The 19115-nt window shown below is 65.2% G+C and carries 16 protein-coding genes and 1 pseudogene; 7 read left to right on the top strand and 10 right to left on the bottom strand.

Annotation, left to right across the window (positions count from 1 at the left end):
• Positions 1-145 precede the first annotated feature (145 nt).
• Complete coding sequence (locus AGI3411_RS05385) at positions 146-1081, top strand: dihydrodipicolinate synthase family protein (protein ID WP_129526366.1); 936 nt, start codon at positions 146-148, stop codon at positions 1079-1081.
• Between the two features lie 79 nt (positions 1082-1160).
• On the opposite strand, the gene AGI3411_RS05380 is transcribed toward AGI3411_RS05385, so the two are convergent.
• From AGI3411_RS05380 to argE, 7 genes are all read right to left on the bottom strand, one after another.
• On the bottom strand, positions 1161-2708 hold the full coding sequence (locus AGI3411_RS05380; RefSeq protein ID WP_129526365.1) for a UxaA family hydrolase: 1548 nt from the start codon (positions 2706-2708) through the stop codon (positions 1161-1163).
• Between the two features lie 62 nt (positions 2709-2770).
• A complete protein-coding gene (locus tag AGI3411_RS05375; protein ID WP_129526364.1) occupies positions 2771-3778 on the bottom strand; it encodes a Bug family tripartite tricarboxylate transporter substrate binding protein in 1008 nt (335 codons plus the stop codon).
• Positions 3779-4092: 314 nt separating this feature from the next.
• Positions 4093-4641, bottom strand: coding sequence for an acyloxyacyl hydrolase (locus tag AGI3411_RS05370; RefSeq protein WP_129526363.1), 549 nt, complete (start codon positions 4639-4641; stop codon positions 4093-4095).
• A gap of 262 nt (positions 4642-4903) precedes the next feature.
• Positions 4904-5779: an acetyl-CoA carboxylase, carboxyltransferase subunit beta gene (accD, locus tag AGI3411_RS05365; RefSeq protein WP_129526362.1), complete on the bottom strand. Its 876-nt coding sequence runs from the start codon at positions 5777-5779 to the stop codon at positions 4904-4906.
• A gap of 35 nt (positions 5780-5814) precedes the next feature.
• Positions 5815-6678, bottom strand: a complete 864-nt coding sequence (trpA, locus tag AGI3411_RS05360) for a tryptophan synthase subunit alpha (protein WP_129526361.1) — start codon at positions 6676-6678, stop codon at positions 5815-5817.
• Positions 6679-6689: 11 nt separating this feature from the next.
• A complete protein-coding gene (gene trpB, locus AGI3411_RS05355) occupies positions 6690-7889 on the bottom strand; it encodes a tryptophan synthase subunit beta (protein ID WP_129526360.1) in 1200 nt (399 codons plus the stop codon).
• 136 nt (positions 7890-8025) lie between these two features.
• Positions 8026-9177, bottom strand: a complete 1152-nt coding sequence (gene argE / locus AGI3411_RS05350; protein ID WP_129526359.1) for an acetylornithine deacetylase — start codon at positions 9175-9177, stop codon at positions 8026-8028.
• 134 nt (positions 9178-9311) lie between these two features.
• On the opposite strand from argE, the gene AGI3411_RS05345 reads away from it, so the two are divergent.
• Positions 9312-10625 (top strand): MFS transporter, encoded by a 1314-nt coding sequence (locus AGI3411_RS05345; protein WP_129526358.1) that lies wholly within the window; start codon positions 9312-9314, stop codon positions 10623-10625.
• Between the two features lie 39 nt (positions 10626-10664).
• Here the strand turns inward: AGI3411_RS05345 and AGI3411_RS05340 are convergent, their stop codons facing one another.
• Entirely contained in the window at positions 10665-12929 is a 2265-nt protein-coding gene (locus tag AGI3411_RS05340) for a RelA/SpoT family protein (protein WP_129526357.1), read from the bottom strand.
• Between the two features lie 103 nt (positions 12930-13032).
• Here AGI3411_RS05340 and AGI3411_RS05335 point away from each other — a divergent pair, with 103 nt between their 5' ends.
• Both AGI3411_RS05335 and AGI3411_RS05330 read left to right on the top strand, forming a co-directional pair.
• Positions 13033-13866 carry a M90 family metallopeptidase gene (locus AGI3411_RS05335; RefSeq protein ID WP_129526356.1) on the top strand — a complete coding sequence of 278 codons (834 nt, stop codon included), beginning with the start codon at positions 13033-13035 and terminating at the stop codon, positions 13864-13866.
• A pseudogene (locus AGI3411_RS05330) lies at positions 13863-14373 on the top strand (flavodoxin family protein). The gene AGI3411_RS05335 and the pseudogene AGI3411_RS05330 overlap by 4 nt, the downstream one beginning before the upstream one ends.
• A gap of 269 nt (positions 14374-14642) precedes the next feature.
• Here AGI3411_RS05330 and AGI3411_RS05325 read toward each other — a convergent pair.
• Together AGI3411_RS05325 and pncB are read right to left on the bottom strand one after the other, a co-directional pair.
• Positions 14643-14993 carry a RidA family protein gene (locus AGI3411_RS05325; RefSeq protein WP_129526355.1) on the bottom strand — a complete coding sequence of 117 codons (351 nt, stop codon included), beginning with the start codon at positions 14991-14993 and terminating at the stop codon, positions 14643-14645.
• 72 nt (positions 14994-15065) lie between these two features.
• Complete coding sequence (pncB, locus tag AGI3411_RS05320; RefSeq protein WP_165359068.1) at positions 15066-16241, bottom strand: nicotinate phosphoribosyltransferase; 1176 nt, start codon at positions 16239-16241, stop codon at positions 15066-15068.
• Positions 16242-16395: 154 nt separating this feature from the next.
• Here pncB and fdxA point away from each other — a divergent pair, with 154 nt between their 5' ends.
• The 3 genes from fdxA to AGI3411_RS05305 all read left to right on the top strand — a co-directional run bounded on the left by fdxA (position 16396) and on the right by AGI3411_RS05305 (position 19008).
• The gene (gene fdxA, locus AGI3411_RS05315; RefSeq protein WP_043543338.1) at positions 16396-16719 is read left to right on the top strand and encodes a ferredoxin FdxA; all 324 of its coding nucleotides are present in this window, start codon (positions 16396-16398) and stop codon (positions 16717-16719) included.
• Between the two features lie 48 nt (positions 16720-16767).
• Positions 16768-17568 (top strand): ferredoxin--NADP reductase, encoded by an 801-nt coding sequence (locus AGI3411_RS05310; RefSeq protein ID WP_129526353.1) that lies wholly within the window; start codon positions 16768-16770, stop codon positions 17566-17568.
• 213 nt (positions 17569-17781) lie between these two features.
• Positions 17782-19008 carry a polyhydroxyalkanoate depolymerase gene (locus AGI3411_RS05305; protein ID WP_129526352.1) on the top strand — a complete coding sequence of 409 codons (1227 nt, stop codon included), beginning with the start codon at positions 17782-17784 and terminating at the stop codon, positions 19006-19008.
• Positions 19009-19115 lie beyond the last annotated feature (107 nt).

The raw sequence follows: 19115 nt of genomic DNA, 5'->3' as shown, positions 1-19115 counted from the left end.
TGAGCGACCGCAAACCACAACAATTTTATGGATTGAAGTAATTAAACAGCAGATGTTCATGGGCAGGATCAGTGCCAGAATCGAATGTTGCTGGCGCGCCGCTCCTGGCGCGCCAATCTCCTGCCCCCGACGACGAGTAGAGATCATGACGACCCATGCCCGCATTCCCGGCGTTTTTTCTCCGGTATTGACGCCATTCGACGAGGCCCACCGGCCGGCCCTGGGGCGCTACGTAAAGCATTGCCGCTGGCTGCGTGAGCAATCGGTCGGCCTGGCTATTTTTGGCACCAATTCCGAGGCGAACTCGCTTTCGCTGAGCGAAAAGCACGAATTGCTGGACGCGCTGCTGGACGCCGGTGTGGAACCGGCGGCCCTGATGCCCGGCACGGGCGCCTGCGCGCTGCCCGACGCCGTCGCCCTGACCCGCCACGCTGTCCGTAGCGGCAGCATGGGCGTGCTGGTCCTGCCGCCGTTCTACTACAAGGGCGTGAGCGACGAAGGCCTGTTCCGCTACTACGCCGGACTGATCGAAGGCGTGAGCGACGATAAGCTGCGCATGTACCTGTATCACATTCCGCCTGTGAGCCAGGTGCCGTTGAGCCTGGACCTGATCGACCGCCTGCTGGACCGCTACCCGGGCATCGTCGCGGGCGTCAAGGACAGCGGCGGCGACTGGAGCAACACGGCGGCCATGATCGAACGCTTTGCGCCGCGCGGGTTCCACGTTTATGCCGGCAGCGAGGCCTTCCTGCTCCAGACTCTGCGCGCGGGCGGCGTGGGCTGCATCACGGCCACCGGCAACGTCAATCCGGGCCCGATCGTCGCCTTGCACCAGCACTGGCAGGACGCGGACGCCAACGAACGCCAGGCGGGGCTGAACGCGACCCGCAATGCATTCCAGCAGTTCCCCATGATTCCGGCCATGAAGGCCGCCATCGCCTGGAAGTCCGGCGATGCCGCCTGGGCGACGGTGCGCCCGCCCCTGGTCGAATTGAACGCCGCGCAAACCGCGGCGTTGAAAGCCGCGCTGGACGGCATTGGTTTCGACATGCCTGGCGCCGATACGCTGGCCGGATCCTGATTCGCGCCCTGCGGGGGCGCCCGCCAGGGACGATCATTCGCGATCGTCCCTGGCGGGGCCGCGGATGACGGCCGCCGGATCAGCTCACGACGCCGATGTTCCAGGGGACGAATTCGTGATCGCCCAGCCCCAGCAGTTCGCTCTTGCTGCGCGTGCCTGAAGCCACGAGCAGGATCTCCTCGAAAATGCGCTGGGCCACTTCCGGCAGCGTAGCGGTGCCGTCCAGGATGTCTCCGCAATTGACGTCCATGTCTTCCGTCAGCCGTTCGTACATCGGTGTATTAGTGGCCAGCTTGATCGAAGGCACGGGCTTGGCGCCGAACATGGAACCGCGCCCCGTCGTAAAGCAGATCATGTTGGCGCCGCCCGCGATCTGCCCGGTCGCGGACACGGGATCGAATCCGGGCGTATCCATGAACACCATGCCCGGCTGCCGCACCGGCTCCGCGTAGCGGTACACCTCCATCAACCCGGTCGTGCCGCCCTTCATCGAGGATCCCAGCGATTTCTCGAAGATGTTCGCCAACCCGCCCATCTGATTGCCCGGGCTGACCTTGCCATTGATCTGCACATCGCGTCCCGGCGAATAATCCTCTTTCCACCAGCGGATGCGCTGCACCAGCTTCTCGCCGACTTCGCGATTGCGCGCCCGCGACGTCAGCGTGTGCTCTACCCCGTAGATCTCCGGCGTTTCGGACAGGATGGCGGTGCCGCCGTGGCGTACCAGGATGTCCATGGCGGCGCCGAGTGCCGGGTTGGCGGTAATCGACGAGAACCCATCAGACCCGCCGCACTGCAGGCCGACCTTCAGGTGGCGCGCCGGCACCGGCACCCGCGATACCTCGTTTGCCTGGGGAAGCATGGCCTGGACCGCAGCGACGCCCGCCTCGATGGTTTTGCGCGTGCCGCCGGTCTCCTGCATGATGAAGGTTTTCAGGCGCGCGCCCGCTTCGAGGCCCTGGTCCTTGAGCAAGGCGTCCAACTGGTTGCGCTCGCAGCCCAGCCCAACGATCAGCACACCCGCGAAGTTCGCGTGGCAGGCGTACCCTCCCATCGTACGGCGCAGCAGATCCATCGGCTCGCCGGACATTTCCATGCCGCAACCCATGCCATGGCTGAGCGCCACCACACCGTCCACATTAGGATAGGCGGCCATCAGTTCGGGCGTAAAGGCGGCGGCAATGCGGTGCACCACCGTCGCCGAGCAATTGACCGTTGCCATGATGCCGATGTAATTGCGCGTGCCCACCTGCCCGTTGGCGCGCACGATGCCTTGGAAACGCGCCTGTTCGGACTCGGGCAGGACCTCGGTGGGCACGTATTTCCGCGCATGCGCGTAGTCCCGGTCGAACTCCTGGAACTCCATATTGTGCGAATGCACATACGTGCCCGCCTGGATGTCCACCGCGGCGAAGCCGATACAGACGTTGTATTTCAGGATGGGTTCGCCGGCGCGCAGGTCCCGCGCCGCGATTTTGTGCCCGGCCGGCACTTGGCTGCGGCTGACGATCCCCTCGGAAGTCACCGCCGTCCCGATGCCGATGGGCACCCGCGCCACCACGATGTTGTCGGCGGAATGCAGCCGTATGACGGGCCCCGTGGCGCGTTTTTCGTTCAAATCGATCATATCGTCGTCTCGGATTGATAATGGAGCGCCCGACAGCGGCCGCTCCGTACAAGCAGCCCCGATTACTCGGGTTTGATGCCGATGTCGCGGATCACCACGGACCAGCGGGGCAGTTCGGACCCAACGAAGCGCGTGAAGGCGTCGGCGTCGCTGCCCACCACCGTAAAGCCCTGTTCGCTGAGCTTGGCCTGCATGTCGCTCTGTTCCAGGGCGGCGCGGATGGATCCGGAAAGTTTGTCCACCACGGGCTTGGGCGTATTGGCCGGCGCAAAAACGCCGTACCAGGTCGACACCTCGAAATCCTTGAACCCGGATTCCGCCAGCGTCGGAATCTCCGGCGCCTTGGGATCCCGCTTCAGGCTGGTAATGGCAAGCGGCCGGACCTTGCCTGAGTTGATGTAGGGCAGCGCCACGGGGAGATTCGCGAACATATACGGCACGTGTCCGCCCAGCACATCGGCGATCGCCGCCGATTCGCCTTTATAGGGCACGTGCGTCACTTTGGTGCCCACCATGTGCGCATAGAGCTCTCCGGCGATATGCTGCGGCCCCCCTTGGCCAGACGAGGCATAGCTCACCGCGCCGTCGCCTGCCTTGCGGATGTGCTCGGTGAGTTCCTGCACGTTTTTCGCGTCGACCAAGGCGGGATTGACCACCAGGATCAAGGGCATGGTCACCACCTGCGACACCGGGGAAAAGTCCTTTTCGGGCTTGAATGGCAGCGAGGGAAACAAGGAAGGAGCCACCACCATGGTGGATTGCGATCCCAGGAAGAGCGAATAGCCGTCGGCGGGCGAGCGCGCGACGTTGTCGGCCGCTATCGTACCCGTGGCGCCCGCCCGGTTCTCCACCACCACCTGCTGCCCCAGGTTTTCCGCCATCTTGGCGCCGACCAGGCGAGCCACGATGTCCGCGCCGCCGCCGGGTGCGAAGCCCACGACCATCCGCAGGGGCTTGTTCGGGAATGCGTCCGCCATCACGGCGGACGAAGCGCAGGAAAGCGCGAAGGCCAGGCCGATCGCTCGAGCCATGCGCGTCGTCGGACGCGCGGGCATACAGGGGTAACTCATTTGACGGTCTCCATTTGCCGCCATTCGGGCCCTTCTGCGCGACCCTGCGCGCTGGAAGTCTCGGAGCCCCGTGGCGGCTCATTGTGTGTTTTGTGTCTTGCCAGGGCATTCTGGCCATCGCACTCCACAGCAACAAGTATGTGAACGCACCGTCAGACCATAATATTTTTTGAGTATTGAACGCAGATGCGAGGCAGCCGGATCCGCGGATTCCGCGGCGCAAAAAAAATCCACCCGCGCGGGTGGATTTGCAAGACTTCCTGCTGCGCGAACCCTCGAAAGCGAGCGTTCCCTGCGCCGGGCAGGCAGCGGAATCAGAACTGGTAGGTGTACGTAAGCTGCACCACGTCCAGGCCAGGATTCGGGCGCTTGATGCTGGCGTTCGAGAAGTGCGAATAGCGCACCCCAATACGATTGTTCGGCGTCAACAAGAAGCCCAGGCCGACGTGGTCGCCGAACTGGAAAGCTGTACTGATGTTTTCGTCGGCGAAGCGCGTGCTAGAGAAGAGCGTGGCGCCAATGCCCGCTTCGATGTAGAAGCGTTCGCCGGTCCACCAGCGGAACATCGGGATGGCGCTGAACTGCCAGACATGGCCCGGGGAGCGCGAACCGTCTGCCCACCAGTACGAGGCGCCGAATTCGGGCGTCAGGTCCAGGCGGCCCCAATTACCGCCGAATTGGTACGTCCACACGGAAGGCGTTTCGTAGTTCAGCGTCAGGCGCTGATAGTGGTCTCCAATGCCGTAATGCATGCTCACGCCACCCTGGGTGCCGGTGGCCGATTGGGCGCTTGCTAAGGTCGTGGTTGCCGCCAGAGCCAGCCCGACAAGGCCTGTAAGCATTTTTTTCTTGATCGACTGCATTGGAATTACTCCGTGATTTCAACTCTAGATCGCAACATAGCAAAATACGGGTCAAACGACTTGATTTGTGTCGCACGCAGGCAACATCGCCGATGGAAAACACTGTTCCGTAAAACAGCCGCCACAAACCCGCCAGGCATGCCGGGGGTACTACGCTCGCCCCACGAAAATGCCGCCGGAGGGCTCGGCCCGCCGACGGCATTTTGCTACTGCCAGCCCCCGCCGCCTAGTGGCGGTTGGTCCGGGAATCGGAAGGAATTCGTCAGGCCGTGACCACGTCCGCCGGCTGGTTGGTCAGCAAGGCCAGCAGGCGGGCGATCTCCTCGCGCAGCTGGCGGCGGTCCACGACCATGTCGATGGCTCCCTTCTGCAGCAGGAACTCGGCGCGCTGGAAGCCTTCCGGCAGCTTTTCACGCACGGTCTGTTCGATCACACGCGGGCCGGCAAAGCCGATCAGCGCCTTCGGTTCGGCGATGACCACGTCGCCCATGAAGGCGAAGCTGGCCGACACGCCGCCCATGGTGGGATCGGTCAGCACGCTGATGAACGGCAGGCCGGCCGCCGACAGGCGGGTCAGCATGGCGTTCGTCTTGGCCATCTGCATCAGCGACAGCAGGCTTTCCTGCATGCGCGCGCCGCCCGAGGCGGCCACACAGATGAAGGGCGTCTTGTTGTCCAGGGCTGCCTGGGCGCCGCGCGCGAAGCGTTCGCCGACCACCGAGCCCATGGAGCCGCCCATGAATTCGAATTCGAAGCAGGCCAGCGTCGCCGGCACGCCGCGGATCGAGCCGCTCATGACCACCAGGGCGTCGGACTCACCCGTTTGCTTGACCGCTTCCTGGAGGCGCTCAGGGTACTTGCGCGTGTCCTTGAACTTCAGCGTATCGACCGAACGCGTGGTTTGGCCGATTTCGACGCGGCCTTCCATGTCGAGCAGCGAATCGATGCGGGCGCGGGCGCCGATACGCATGTGATGGTCGCACTTGGGGCAGACATGCAGGTTGGCGGCCAGGTCTTCGCTGTACAGCACCGACTCGCACGACGGGCATTTCACCCATAGGCCTTCAGGAACGCGGCGGGCGCCGCTGTCGCTGGTTTTATTGATGCGAGGAGGCAGGAGTTTTTCGATCCAGCTCATTGTTTTTTCATCCCGTATGAGGTCGCGCCCGCCATTCAGGCCGACGCGTTTTCTCGTTTCACTAGATCCAGCGCCTGCCGGATGGTGCGCAGCCAGCCGCTGGCGGCGGCGACTGCGGCATCGGTTTTCTGGGCAGCTGGGACGTCCGTCACCGCCTGCTCCATGGTTTCAATCAGTTTGCTGCCAATGACGACCGCATCGGCCGCGCGCGCCACGCGCTGGGCGCTCTCGGCGTCACGGATGCCGAACCCCACGCCGACCGGAATGTCGCGCACATGGCGGCGGATCACGGCCACGCGCTCGGCCACGTCGTCAGTATTCAGCGAGCCCGAGCCCGTCACGCCCTTGAGCGACACGTAGTACACGTAGCCGCGGGCCACCTCGGCGACCGCCTTGATGCGGTCTTCCGTAGAGGTGGGCGCCAGCAGGAAAATGGGGGCAATGCCATGCTCGCCCAGCGTGGCGGCGAATTCGACGACTTCCTCGGGCGGATAGTCCACCACCAGCACGCCGTCCACGCCCGCCTGCTCGGCGTCGCGCGCGAACCGGTCCTGGCCCATGCGTTCGATCGGGTTGGCGTAGCCCATCAGGACCACCGGCGTGACGGTGTCGCGCTGGCGGAACTCGGCCACCATGTCCAGCACCCGGGCCAGGCCCACCCCCTGCGCGATGGCGCGCTCGGCGGCCCGCTGGATGACTGGGCCGTCGGCCATGGGATCGGAGAACGGCACGCCCAGTTCGATGACGTCGGCGCCGGCCTCGACCAGCGCATGCATCAGGGGAACGGTGGTCGCGGGCGAGGGATCGCCCGCGGCAATGTAGGGGATCAGCGCCGCGGCGCGGCCGGATTCGGCGGTGCGCGCGAAAGCGGCGGCGATGCGGTCGGTGCGAGTTGCCATGGTCGGGGCCCTTAAAGCTCGATACCGGCCTTTTCGGCGACGGTATGCATATCTTTGTCGCCACGGCCCGACAAATTGACCAGGACGATGGCGTCGCGCGGCAGCGCAGGCGCCATTTTCACGGCCTGGGCGATGGCGTGCGACGATTCCAGCGCCGGCATGATGCCTTCGATGCGGCAGCAGTCGTGGAAGGCCTTCAGGGCTTCTTCGTCGGTAATGCCGACGTATTCGGCGCGGCCGGAATCCTTCAGCCAGGCGTGTTCGGGACCGACGCCGGGATAGTCCAGGCCGGCCGACACGGAATGCGTTTCGATGACCTGGCCGTCGGCGTCCTGCATGACGTAGGTGCGGTTGCCGTGCAGCACACCCACCTGGCCCGCGGCCAGGGACGCGGCGTGGCGGCCGGTATCCATGCCCTCGCCCGCCGCCTCGACGCCGATCAGGCGCACGTTTTCGTACGGAATATAGGGATGGAAGATGCCCATGGCATTGGAGCCGCCACCCACCGCCGCCACGACGTAGTCGGGCTGGCGGCCGGCGGCTTCGGGCATCTGCGTCAGGCATTCGTTGCCGATCACGGTCTGGAAATCGCGCACCATGCGGGGGTAAGGGTCGGGGCCCGCCACCGTGCCGATGATGTAGAACGTGTTCTCGATATTGGTGACCCAGTCGCGCATGGCTTCATTCAGCGCGTCCTTCAGGGTGCACGAGCCAGAGGTGACCGGAACGACCGTGGCGCCCAGCAGCTTCATGCGATAGACGTTCGACGCCTGGCGGCGGACGTCTTCGCTGCCCATGTAGACCACGCATTCCATGCCGTAGCGGGCCGCCACGGTGGCGGTGGCCACGCCGTGCTGGCCGGCGCCGGTCTCGGCGATGACGCGCGGCTTGCCCATGCGCTTGGCCAGCAATGCCTGGCCGATGCAGTTGTTCACCTTGTGGGCGCCGGTGTGGTTCAGGTCTTCGCGCTTGAACCAGATCTGGGCGCCGCCCAGCTGTTCAGACCAGCGGCGGGCATGGTAGACCGGGCTGGGCCGGCCCACGAAATGCTTGAGTTCGTAGTTGAACTCTTCCAGGAAAGCGGGGTCGACACGATATCGGTCGTAAGCCGCGCGCAGCTCGTCGAGCGCGTGCATCAGCGTTTCCGCCACGAAAACGCCACCATAAGGGCCGAAATGGCCCTTGGCATCCGGAAAGTCGTAAGGTTTCACCAAGCATCTCCCCCGGCATCGCGGCAGGCCTCTGCCGTCCGCAAATCCGGTTTGCAACCCGGCATTTTACCTGACGCCGGCCACGGCCGGGTACGGGCGCGGGCGCGTACCCGGCCCGGAAACGGCTGAAGCGGCGTCAGAGCGACTGCCCGAGGCGGCGCAGGAAGGTCTCGCACGAGGCCAGTTGGTCCAGTGCGACGTATTCGTCCGGCTTGTGGGCCTGTTCGATCGAACCGGGGCCGCAGACGACCGTAGGGATGCCAATTCCCTGGAACAGGCCGGCTTCGGTGCCGTACGCAACCTTGCGGGTCGCACGGTCTTCGGTCAGCGCGCGCACCAGCTGGGTGATCGCGGCCTCCTCGGAGGCTTCCAGCGCCGGCGCCGCCGCGCCCGTTTCGATCTCGATGCTGGCGCCGTCGAACTCGGCCTTCATGCGCGGCAGGAGCTCTTCACGAACGTATTTCTCGACTTCGGCCTGGATCGCGTCGGGCTGCATACCGGGCAGGTTGCGGAATTCGTAGCTGAATTCGCAGGATTCCGGAATGGTATTGACCGCGATGCCGCCCTGGATCTGGTTGGTGGTCATCGTGGAGAACGGCACGTCGTAGAACTGGTCGTAGGGGCCGTTGGCCTTGAAGCTGTCGGCCAGATCGCGGATGCGGCAGATCAGGCGGGCGGCGTATTCGATGGCGTTGCAGCCGCGCGGGGTCAGGGACGAATGCGCCGCCTTGCCATGCACCTTGCAGCGGAACAGGTTGATGCCCTTGTGCGCCACCACGACCTGCATGCCCGTGGGCTCGCCCACCACGCAGCCTTCGGGCCGGATGCCCCGCTCGTGCAGGTCGGCCAGCATGTAGGGAGCCCCGGCGCAACCCACTTCCTCGTCGTACGAGAACGCCAGGTGGATGGGCTTCTTGCGGGGCATAGCCAGGAATTCCGGCACCATCGCGAGCGAACCGGCGATGAAGCCTTTCATGTCGCAGCTGCCGCGGCCGTAGAGCAGGCCGTCCTTTTCGACGAGCTTGAACGGATCCGTGCTCCAGTCCTGGCCGTCCACCGGCACCACGTCGGTATGGCCGGACAGGACGATTCCACCCTGGAGGCCGCCGTCCTGCGCCGGCAGGGTCGCGAACAGATTGGCCTTGGTGCGCTCCGGATTGTGCGCCAGCCATGCGTCGACGCCCTGGCCCTTGAGCCAATCGCGGACGGTTTCGATCAGGGCAAGATTGGAATTGCGGCTGGTGGTATCGAAACCGACCAGCGTTTCCAGCCAGGTGCGCGCGTTCATGTCACTACTCTCGTGGGGAAAAAGAGAAGTGTAAAGCCAGGCGGCGCCCGCGTCTCGGACGACCGGACAGGCGCCGGGTCCGGCGAAGCGCCTAGAATGTCGGCCGCATCGAACAAACACCCCAAGGAGAAACCGTGCAGCACAAGGCAGTTCCCACACGCAACATCGTGGCGGCAGTAATCGGCAACGCCCTCGAATGGTATGACTTCCTGGTGTTCGCGTTCATGACGCCGATCATCTCGAAGCTGTTCTTCCCCACCGATCCCAGCGTGCCCGGCAGCGAGCTGAACGCCATCCTGATGACCACGGCGATCTTCGGCGTCGGCTTCTTCATGCGCCCGGTGGGCGGCATCATCCTGGGCCTGTACGGCGACAAAAAGGGCCGCAAGGCCGCCATGGTGATGGTCACGTCGCTGATGGCCGTATCCATCGCGCTGATCACCGTCGCTCCCACCTATCACGCCGCCGGCATCCTGGCCCCGATCTTCATCCTAATCGCGCGTCTGCTGCAGGGTTTCTCGGCTGGCGGCGAATTCGGCACCTCCACGGCGCTGCTGATCGAAATGGCGCCCAACGGCAAGCGCGGGTTCTACGGTTCGTGGCAAATGGCCGGGCAGATGCTGGCCCTGCTGATCGGCGCCGCCTGCGGCACGCTCATCACCGAATTCTTCACCCCGCAGCAGATCGCCGACTGGGCGTGGCGCCTGCCCTTCGCCTTCGGCCTGGTCATCGTGCCGATCGCGATCTACATCCGCCGCAACATCGACGAAACCGACGCCTTCAAGCAGATCAAGGCAGAAGAGCGCCAGGCGGCCGCGCGCGGCGAGGTGCAGCGCCTGAGCCTGGGACAGATGCTGAAGACGCACACACGCGAAACGCTGATCGGCGTGGGCCTCGTCGTAACCGCGACCGTCTCCATCTACATCACCTTCACGTACCTGGTGACGTACTCCACGCAGATCCTCAAGCTGCCGCTGAACCAGACCTTCCTGGTACAGATGGCGGGCGCGGCCCTGATGGTGCTGCTGACGCCTTTCATGGGCGCCTGGTCGGACCGCGTCGGCCGCCGGCCGATCGTGATCGGCTCGCTGATCGGCTACCTACTCGTGCTGTATCCGCTGTATTACTGGCTGTCGGACGCGCCGTCGATCGCGCGCCTCCTGACCGTGCAGATCGTCGTCTGCCTGTTCGTTTCGGCCTTCTTCGGCGTGTTCAGCACCGTGATGGCGGAGCTGTTCCCCGCGCGCGTGCGCTCGGTGGGCCTGTCCCTGGCCTATAACGTGGCCGTCATGGTCTTCGGCGGCTTCGCCCAGTTCATCGTCACCTGGCTGATCAAGACGACCGGCTCGCCGATGGCGCCCGCCTACTACGTCATGTTCGGCGTGGCCCTGGGCCTGGTCGCCTCGTTCTACATGCGCGACCGCGCGCACGAGACGCTGGACGACTGAGTCCGGCACCGCCCCTCGGCGCCGCGCGCGCCGTAGGGGTCAGCGGCGCGCCGCCGACGACACGCCCGGCACTTCGGCCAGCGCGTCCAGCGCGCGCGCCAGGGACTCCCCTCCCCGCACCTCCACCGTGAACACCATATGGGCAAGCGACTGCTTGCTCTGTGTGTTCACGCCCACCACATTCAGGCGCAGCCGGGCGAAGACTTCGGACAGGTCCCGCAACAGGCCGGAGCGGTCGTGCGCGCGCACGCTGATGTCCACCGGATAGAAGGTGTCGGCCGTCTCGCCCCACGCCACTTCGATCACGCGTTCGGGCTCGCGCGCGGCCAGGGCCAGATAGCTATGGCAGTCGCTGCGGTGGATGGACACGCCGCGCCCCCGTGTGACGAAGCCCGCGATCGCGTCCGGCGGCGCCGGGCGGCAGCAGCGAGCCAGCTGGGTCAGGAGCGAGCCCACGCCCACCACCAGCACACCGCTCTTGCCGCTCTTTTCGGCGCTGCCCGCGCTGGCGTTGCGCAGCGCGGCCGGCTGCGGCTCGGCCGCGGGCGCCGGCTGCTGGAACAGCGCGTCGATCTGCCGCAGGCTGAACTCTTCCTTGGCCGCCGCCACGTACAGGTCGTCCGCCCGCGCGAAACCCAGGTTCTGCGCCAGCTGTTCGAGATTGACCGCGGTCTTGCCCAGGCGCTGCAACTCCTTTTCCACCAGCGCCTGGCCCTGGGTGATGCGCTGCTGCAGCTCGATCGCGTTGAACCACATGCGCACCTTGGCGCGGGCCCGGGGGCTGGCCAGGAAGCCCAGCTGGGGATTGAGCCAGTCGCGCGACGGGCCGCCGGACTTGGCGGAGATGATCTCTACCGTCTGGCCCGTGGCCAGCCTTGTCTGCAGCGGCACCATCTGCCCGTCGACGCGGGCGCCGCGGCAGCGGTGGCCCAGGTCGGTATGCAGGTGATAGGCAAAGTCAACCGGCGTGGCGCCGGCGGGCAGCTCGATCACGCGCGCCTGCGGCGTCAGCACGTAGATGCGTTCGTCGGTGTGGGCAGGCGCGGCCGCGGCATTGCGGCCCTTGCCCGCGGCGGGCTTGCCGGAAGCCGGCTTGGCGGGTTCGCCGCCTTCGACATCGGTGTTCCAGGCCAGCAGCTGGCGCATCCAGGCCAGCTGGCGGTCGTATTCGCTGGAGGCCGCCACCTGGCCGCCCTTGGCTCCCGCTTCCTTGTAGCGCCAGTGCGCGGCCATGCCGTACTCGGCGAACTGGTGCATCTCGCGGGTGCGGATCTGCACTTCGAAGGGACGGCCGTCATCGTCGGTCACGACCGTGTGCAGGGAGCGGTAGCCGTTGGGCTTGGGCCGGGAGATATAGTCGTCGAACTCCTCGGAGATCGGCGTCCACATCTCGTGCACCATGCCCAGCGCCGTATAACAGGCGCGCACGTCGTCCACAATGACCCGCAGGGCGCGCAGGTCGTACATCTGGGCAAAGTCCAGGCCCTTCACGCGCATCTTGTTCCAGATGCTGTAGATGTGCTTGGGCCGGCCGCTGACCTCGGCCTCGACCCCGCTCCTGGCCAGCGCCGCCTGCAGGCGCTCGATGGCGCCGGCGATGAAGGCCTCGCGTTCCACCCGCTTTTCCTCGAGCAGACGAGCGATCTGCTTGTACTTTTCGGGCTCCAGGAAGCGGAACGCCAGATCTTCCATTTCCCATTTGATCTGCCAGATCCCCAGCCGGTTGGCCAGGGGCGCGTACAGGTCCAGGGTTTCCCGGGCGAAGGCGATGGAGCACGGCGCCTTGCTTTCCGCGTGCCAGCGCAGGCTGCGCAGCCGGGACGCCAGCCGCATCAGCACAATGCGCAGGTCGGCCGCCATGGCCAGCAGCATTTTGCGCTGCATCTCTTTCTGCGAGCCGGTTTCGGCCTCGGCGTCGCTGGCCTGCCGGGCCACCACGCCCAGCCGCAGCAAAGCGTGCGTGCCTTGCACCAGCCGCGCGACCTCGGCGCCGAAGGCGGCCGCGACCGGGTCATTGCGCAAGGACGGCGCGGGCGCCATCAGATCGGTCGGCAAGGCGGCCAGCAAGGCCGCCGCCCGCGTCGCGGCATCGGTATGCAGGGCCGCCAGGATCCGGACCACGCCAGCGCCGTGCCCGACCAGGGACTCGCCCGTGAGCGCGTGCTGCCCGTCGAAACGGGGTTCGGCCCAGGCGACGGCCTGATCGATCAACGCCCGGCCGTCGGCATCCAGGCCAACCCCTACCTCCTGGCGCCAGGCGGCGTCGAAAGGCGAAGGCGCGTCGAGAACAGGCGGGGCGGACATGACGGACGTGAGCGAAGTAGGTTGATATTCCGACACTCTACACTAGGGCCTGTAGACACCAAAAGGCGCCGCTGCCCGCGGCATATGGAAGGAACCCGAGCTTATGTTGCGCTGGCTGAAGGGCCGCGGCGCCCGCCCGTCCGCAGTGGCCGAAATGCAGTCCCGCATCTCGCCTGAACTGTGGCGGCAGGTGCTGGACACCCACCCGTTCCTGGCGGTATTGAACGCCGATGAATCCGCCCAGTTGCTGGCGCGTTCGGCCTGGCTGCTGGCCAGCAAGAACATCAACGGCGCGCAGGGGCTGGAAGTGTCGGACTTCATGCGCTTGTCCATTGCGGCCCAGGCCAGCCTGCCCATCCTGAACCTCGCCCCCGAACTGTACGAAGGCTGGGACGAAATCATCGTGTACCCGGCCAGTTTCCGCATTCCCCGGTCGCGCCAGGACGAAGACGGCGTGGTGCACGAGTACATCGAAGATGCCGCCGGCGAGGCCTGGGAAGGCGGGCCGCTGGTTCTGTCCTGGGAGGACGCGCAGCTCTCCGAAGGCGGCTTCAACGTCGTCATCCACGAATTCGCCCACAAGCTGGACCTGCGCTCGGGTTTCGCGGACGGGATGCCGTCGCTGGCGGCGCATCCCAGCCTGAAGCCCGGCGCCTGGCGCCGCGTCCTGGACGACAGCCTGAACCGCTTCATCGCCGCCCTCGACGCGGTGGAGGCCGCCATCCCGCCCGACGTCGATCCCGAAAGCGAAGAAGCGGACACCTGGTACGGCCAGTTGCCGATGGACCCGTACGCCGCCACCGACGAAGCCGAGTTCTTCGCGGTCAGCTCGGAACACTTCTTCGTGGATCCCTACCCCATGCAGCAGGCGCTGCCGCAATGGTATGAACTGCTGAAGGCCTACTACCGGCAGGACCCCTTGGAACGCTACGCATGAAACAGCTGCTGATCGTCTGGCATTCCCGCACCGGCGCCGCGCGCCAGATGGCCGAGGCCGCAGCCCGTGGCGCGCAGTCCGCCGCCGCCCAGCTCGAACAAGAGAGCGAGCTGCGCGTCGAGCTGCGGCGCGCCTCGGACGTGCAGGCCGAAGACCTGCTCGCCAGCCATGGCTATCTGTTCTGCGCCCCCCGAGAACCTGGCGGGGCTGAGCGGCGAGATGAAGGAATGCTTCGACCGCAACTACTACGCGGTGCTGGACCGGATACAGGGGCTGCCCTATGCCTGCGCGATCAGCGCGGGCAGCGACGGCTCGGGCGCCGCCCGGCAGACGGAACGCATCTGCACCGGATGGCGGCTCAAGGCCGTGGCCCCTGCCCTCATCGTCAATATGGGCGCGCAGACGGCGCAGCAGATCCTGGCGCCCAAGACGGTGGCTCAGGCGGACCTGGAGAAATGCGAGGAACTGGGGGGATTGCTGGCGGGGACACTGCTACTGGGGCAGTGAGGGCGATGCCGCGCTCGGGGCGGGTGTGAGGCGGTCGCTGGGTCGATGGTCGCTATAAGACAGGACTCGGCTATAGGACAGGTGTCTGACACCCGAGGAGACGGACTGCGCCATGCTCGGGTGTTTCGCGGGTGTCTGACACCAACCGCATGGCAGATATCTCTCGAAGTCAGCCGGTGTCCTCGAAGTCAGCCGGTGTCAGACACACAAGGTGTCAGACACACGGAAGGCTCGGCTGGTGTCAGACACACGGAAGGCTCGGCTGGGTTTTAGATCGCGGCCGTGACGACGATCTCGACCTTGTAGTCGGGATTGGCCAGGCGGGCTTCGACCGTGGCGCGCGGAGGCGAGTTGCCGGCGGCGACCCAGGCGTCCCACGCCTTGTTCATGCCGTCGAATTCCTTCATGTTGGCCACGTAGATCTGGGCCATCAGGATCTTGGTCTTGTCGGTGCCGGCTTCGGCCAGCAGGCGGTCGATCGTCGCGAGCACTTGCGCGGTCTGGCCGGTGATGTCCAGCGTGGCATCATCCGGCACCTGACCAGCCAGGTATGCAACGCCGTTGAACACGGCCATGTCCGACAGGCGCTTGTCGACGTGGAAGCGCTTGATGCTGCTCATGAATATTCCCCTAGATTCGAGTGGGTTGGGTGAAACAATGACAAGGAACCCGCACTGTACCCCGAGCCGCCCTCAGGCGGGAGGCAGCTGGAAAACCTGGCGCAGGTAGGCCAGGTAGGCCGGATCGTCGCACATGGTCTTTTCCGGCGCGTCCGACACCTTGGCGACGGGCTGCCCGTTGCAACGGACCATCTTCATGACGATCTGCAGAGGTTCGTGGCCCAGGTCGTTGGTCAGGTTGGTGCCGATGCCGAAGGACACCTTGCAGCGGCCGGAGAACTGGCGGGCCAGTTCGATGGCGCGCGGGAAGGTCAGGGAATCTGAAAACACCAGCGTTTTGGCGCGCGGATCCACGCGGTTCTGGCGATAGTGCTCGAGCAGGCGCTCTCCCCAGATGAACGGATCGCCGGAGTCATGCCGCGCGCCGTCGAACAGCTTGCAGAAATACATGTCGAAATCGCGCAGGAAGGCATCCATGCCGTAGACGTCGGACAGCGCGATGCCCAGGTCGCCGCGGTATTCCTTGGCCCAGACCTCCAGCGCGAATACTTGCGAATCGCGCAGGCGCGGACCCAGCGCCTGGCAGGCCTGCAGGTATTCGTGGCCCATCGTTCCCAGCGGCAGGACCTCGTGCTGCTTGGCGAACAACACGTTGCTGGTGCCGGCGAAATGCGGGCCCATCTGTGCCTTCATGGTGGACACGATTTCCTCGTGCCAGACCTTGGAGAACCGGCGGCGCGTGCCGTATTCGGCCACCCGGAAGTCCGCCAGCGCAGGGTCGTCAAGCACCAGGTGCATCTTGGACTGCAGGCGCTTGCGCCCCTCTTCCCAGTCGGGGCTCTTGCGCGTATTGCGGAAATAGACCTCGTTGACGATGGCCAGCACCGGGATCTCGAACAGGATCGTGTGCAGCCACGGCCCCTTGACCTCAATGCTGATTTCGCCGGGCGCATCGCCCTCGCCGATATGAATGCAGCGCTCGGGCATGTGGAACAGCTCGAGGAAATCAACGAAGTCGCTCTTGATAAAACGCAAGCCGCCGAGATATTTAAGTTCGTCGTCGGTGAACCGAAGCTGGCACAGCTGGTGCACTTCCTCGCGGATTTCGTCCAGATAGGGGCGCAAGTCCACCCCGGCAGTACGGCATTTGTAACGGTACTCGACCTGGGCAGCGGGAAACTGATGCAGGACCACCTGCATCATGCTGAATTTATACAGGTCGGTGTCGAGCAGCGAGGTAATTATCATGATTGCGCGTTTCGTTTCGCGACACCATAGCATAGAGCGTGCGCCGCAAGGGGCGAAGGGCCACGATGTCAATACGGGTATTACCGGCACATCCGCGCGGCATTGGGTAAAATCGCTGCAACAAGACCAAAGCCGCCGATCCCGGAGTTCCTGAATGACCCACGTTGTCACCGAAAACTGTATTAAGTGCAAGTACACCGACTGCGTAGACGTGTGCCCGGTGGACTGTTTTCGTGAGGGCCCGAACTTCCTCGTGATCGATCCCGACGAATGCATCGACTGCGCCGTCTGCATCCCGGAATGCCCGGCCAATGCGATCTACGCCGAAGAAGACGTGCCGCAGGACCAAATGAACTTCATCGCCCTGAACGCCGAACTCTCCCCCGAGTTCGCCAGCATCAGCCGCGCCAAGAAGCCCCTGCCCGACGCCGACGACTGGAACGGCAAGCAGGACAAGCTGCAATACCTGGAAAAATAATCGGCGAAGGCCGGCCCCGCCTGGCGGCCGGCTTCGTGCGATGCCCCGATGACCGACGACTCCAAATACACGTGCCAGACCGTAACCCACGTCCATACCTGGGTGCCGGACAAGCTGTTCTCCGTGCGCGTGACGCGCGACGACGCGTACGCATTCCTGCCTGGCCAGTTCGCCCGCGTAGGCCTGCCTGAAGCCGACGCCCCCGGCGGCGACCCCACGCTGTGGCGCGCCTACTCCATGGTGTCGGCGCCGCACGAGCCGTGGCTCGAGTTCTATTCCATCGTGGTCCCCGAAGGACTGTTCAGCCCGCGCATGGCGCGGCTGCAGCCCGGGGACTCGCTGTACGTCGAGAAGGCCCCCTACGGATTCCTGACGCTGGAACGCTTCGCTCCCGGCGGCGACCTGTGGCTGCTGGCGTCCGGCACCGGCCTGTCGGCCTACCTGTCCATCCTGCGTGATCCTGCCGCCTGGCGCGCCTACCGCCGCATCATCCTGGTGCACGGCGTGCGCACCGCCGCGGAACTGGCCTATCGCGAAGAGATCGAATCCTGGCGCCGGCAGCCCGGCCTCGCCGAGCTGTTCGCGACGGATCCGCAGAAGCTTATCTACCTGCCCATCGCCACGCGCGAGCCCCTGCCCGGCATGCCGCAGGAGCGCCTCACCACGCTGATCGCCGACGGCCGCCTGGAACAGTTGGCCGGCCAATCCCTGGATCCCGAGCACGCGAAGGTCATGCTTTGCGGCAACCCCGCCATGCTGGCGGACGCCCGCAAGCTCCTGGGCGAGCGCGGATTCAAGCCGGGCCGCCGCGGCATCCCCGGCAATCTGGCGGTCGAAAACTACTGGTGACCCGACACCGCCCGGTGTAGTGCATAAATCCTCCATTTGGCATCACGGCAAGGCATAAGAAGCGCCCTAAACTGGTGCCTAATCGGGTATTGGGTCGTTTTTTAGCAACATATTTGCTTTTTTTGTCGACGTTTCTTCAGGCTGTTTAGAAATATCGTTAGTCCCCGGGGCAATAATCGGGACACACGCACGACCCAGAAGGACTTTTCCCACATGCTGTATCAATTGCACGAAATGCAGCGCGCCTTCCTGACTCCGTTCGCAGCTTTCACGGACGCCGGCTCCCAGCTGTTTTCCAGCCCCTACAGCCCTCTCGCTTACACCCCGATTTCCCGCCAGATGGCGGCTGGGTACGAGCTGATGACACGCATCGGCAAGGAATACCAGAAGCCGGCCTGGAACCTCCCCACCACCCAGATCGATGGCAAGGCCGTCCGCGTCACCGAAGGCGTGGTGATGGACAAGCCGTTCTGCCGCCTGGTGCACTTTCACCGCGACGTCCGCCATGCCCGCGGCGACGATCCCAAGATCCTGCTGGTCGCTCCCCTGTCCGGCCATCACGCCACTTTGCTGCGCGACACGGTGCGGGCCCTGCTGCCCGCCCATGACGTCTACGTCACAGACTGGATCGACGCCCGCATGGTGCCGCTGTCCGCCGGACCGTTCCACCTGAACGACTACGTGCGCTACGTGCAGGACTTCATCCGCCATCTGGGCCCGGACGTGCACGTTATGTCCGTCTGCCAGCCCACGGTGCCGGTGCTGGCCGCCGTTTCCCTGATGGCCTCCGCCAACGATCCCTGCCAGCCGCGCAGCATGGTGATGATGGGCGGCCCCATCGACCCGCGCCAGTCGCCCACGCAGGTAAACCGCCTGGCCACGACCAAGCCCTACTCCTGGTTCGAGAACCAGGTCATCCACCCGGTGCCGCCGCGCTATCCGGGCTCGGGCCGCAAGGTCTACCCGGGTTTCCTGCAGCATGCCGGGTTCATGGCCATGAACCCGGACCGCCACATGAAGTCGCACTACGACTTCTACCTGGACCTGCTGCGCGGAGACGACAGCGACGCCGAGGCGCATCGCCGCTTCTACGACGAATACAACGCCGTGCTGGACATGCCGGCCGAGTTCTACCTGGACACGATCCGCATGGTGTTCCAGGAATTCCAGCTGCCCAACGGCACCTGGGAAGTCGAAGGCAAGCCGGTGCGCCCCGCGGACATCAAGAAGGTCGCCCTCTTCAGCATTGAAGGCGAACTGGACGACATCTCCGGCCAGGGCCAGACGCGCGCCGCCATCAAGCTGTGCAAGAACATTCCGGCCGAGCGCAAGATGCATTACACGGCGCCCAACTGCGGCCATTACGGGATTTTCTCGGGCCGCCGCTGGCGGGAAATGATCTGTCCTAAAATTGCCGAATTCATCCGGCAATCTGCGTAGGATGGATGCCGCGTGAGCCGCGCCTGAACTAGCCCCCGGATGTCAAGCGCGCGCAAGCGGTCAAGCGGTCTTCGCTTGACCGCTTGCGCGCGATCGGCATTTGGGCC

The organism is Achromobacter agilis, from assembly GCF_900496965.1.
Lineage (GTDB): Bacteria > Pseudomonadota > Gammaproteobacteria > Burkholderiales > Burkholderiaceae_B > Achromobacter > Achromobacter agilis.
The sequence above is the reverse complement of the archived record's forward strand: the minus strand, read 5'-3'. Positions and strand labels throughout refer to the sequence as shown.

Excerpts from the sequence above, each read along its gene's own strand:
- AGI3411_RS05385 (WP_129526366.1), top strand. The coding sequence starts at position 146 with ATGACGACCCATGCCCGCATTCCCGGCGTTTTTTCTCCGGTATTGACG.
- AGI3411_RS05380 (WP_129526365.1), bottom strand. The coding sequence starts at position 2,708 with ATGATCGATTTGAACGAAAAACGCGCCACGGGGCCCGTCATACGGCTG.
- AGI3411_RS05375 (WP_129526364.1), bottom strand. The coding sequence starts at position 3,778 with ATGAGTTACCCCTGTATGCCCGCGCGTCCGACGACGCGCATGGCTCGA.
- AGI3411_RS05370 (WP_129526363.1), bottom strand. The coding sequence starts at position 4,641 with ATGCAGTCGATCAAGAAAAAAATGCTTACAGGCCTTGTCGGGCTGGCT.
- accD (WP_129526362.1), bottom strand. The coding sequence starts at position 5,779 with ATGAGCTGGATCGAAAAACTCCTGCCTCCTCGCATCAATAAAACCAGC.
- trpA (WP_129526361.1), bottom strand. The coding sequence starts at position 6,678 with ATGGCAACTCGCACCGACCGCATCGCCGCCGCTTTCGCGCGCACCGCC.
- argE (WP_129526359.1), bottom strand. The coding sequence starts at position 9,177 with ATGAACGCGCGCACCTGGCTGGAAACGCTGGTCGGTTTCGATACCACC.
- AGI3411_RS05340 (WP_129526357.1), bottom strand. The coding sequence starts at position 12,929 with ATGTCCGCCCCGCCTGTTCTCGACGCGCCTTCGCCTTTCGACGCCGCC.
- AGI3411_RS05335 (WP_129526356.1), top strand. The coding sequence starts at position 13,033 with ATGTTGCGCTGGCTGAAGGGCCGCGGCGCCCGCCCGTCCGCAGTGGCC.
- AGI3411_RS05325 (WP_129526355.1), bottom strand. The coding sequence starts at position 14,993 with ATGAGCAGCATCAAGCGCTTCCACGTCGACAAGCGCCTGTCGGACATG.
- pncB (WP_165359068.1), bottom strand. The coding sequence starts at position 16,241 with ATGATAATTACCTCGCTGCTCGACACCGACCTGTATAAATTCAGCATG.
- fdxA (WP_043543338.1), top strand. The coding sequence starts at position 16,396 with ATGACCCACGTTGTCACCGAAAACTGTATTAAGTGCAAGTACACCGAC.
- AGI3411_RS05310 (WP_129526353.1), top strand. The coding sequence starts at position 16,768 with ATGACCGACGACTCCAAATACACGTGCCAGACCGTAACCCACGTCCAT.
- AGI3411_RS05305 (WP_129526352.1), top strand. The coding sequence starts at position 17,782 with ATGCTGTATCAATTGCACGAAATGCAGCGCGCCTTCCTGACTCCGTTC.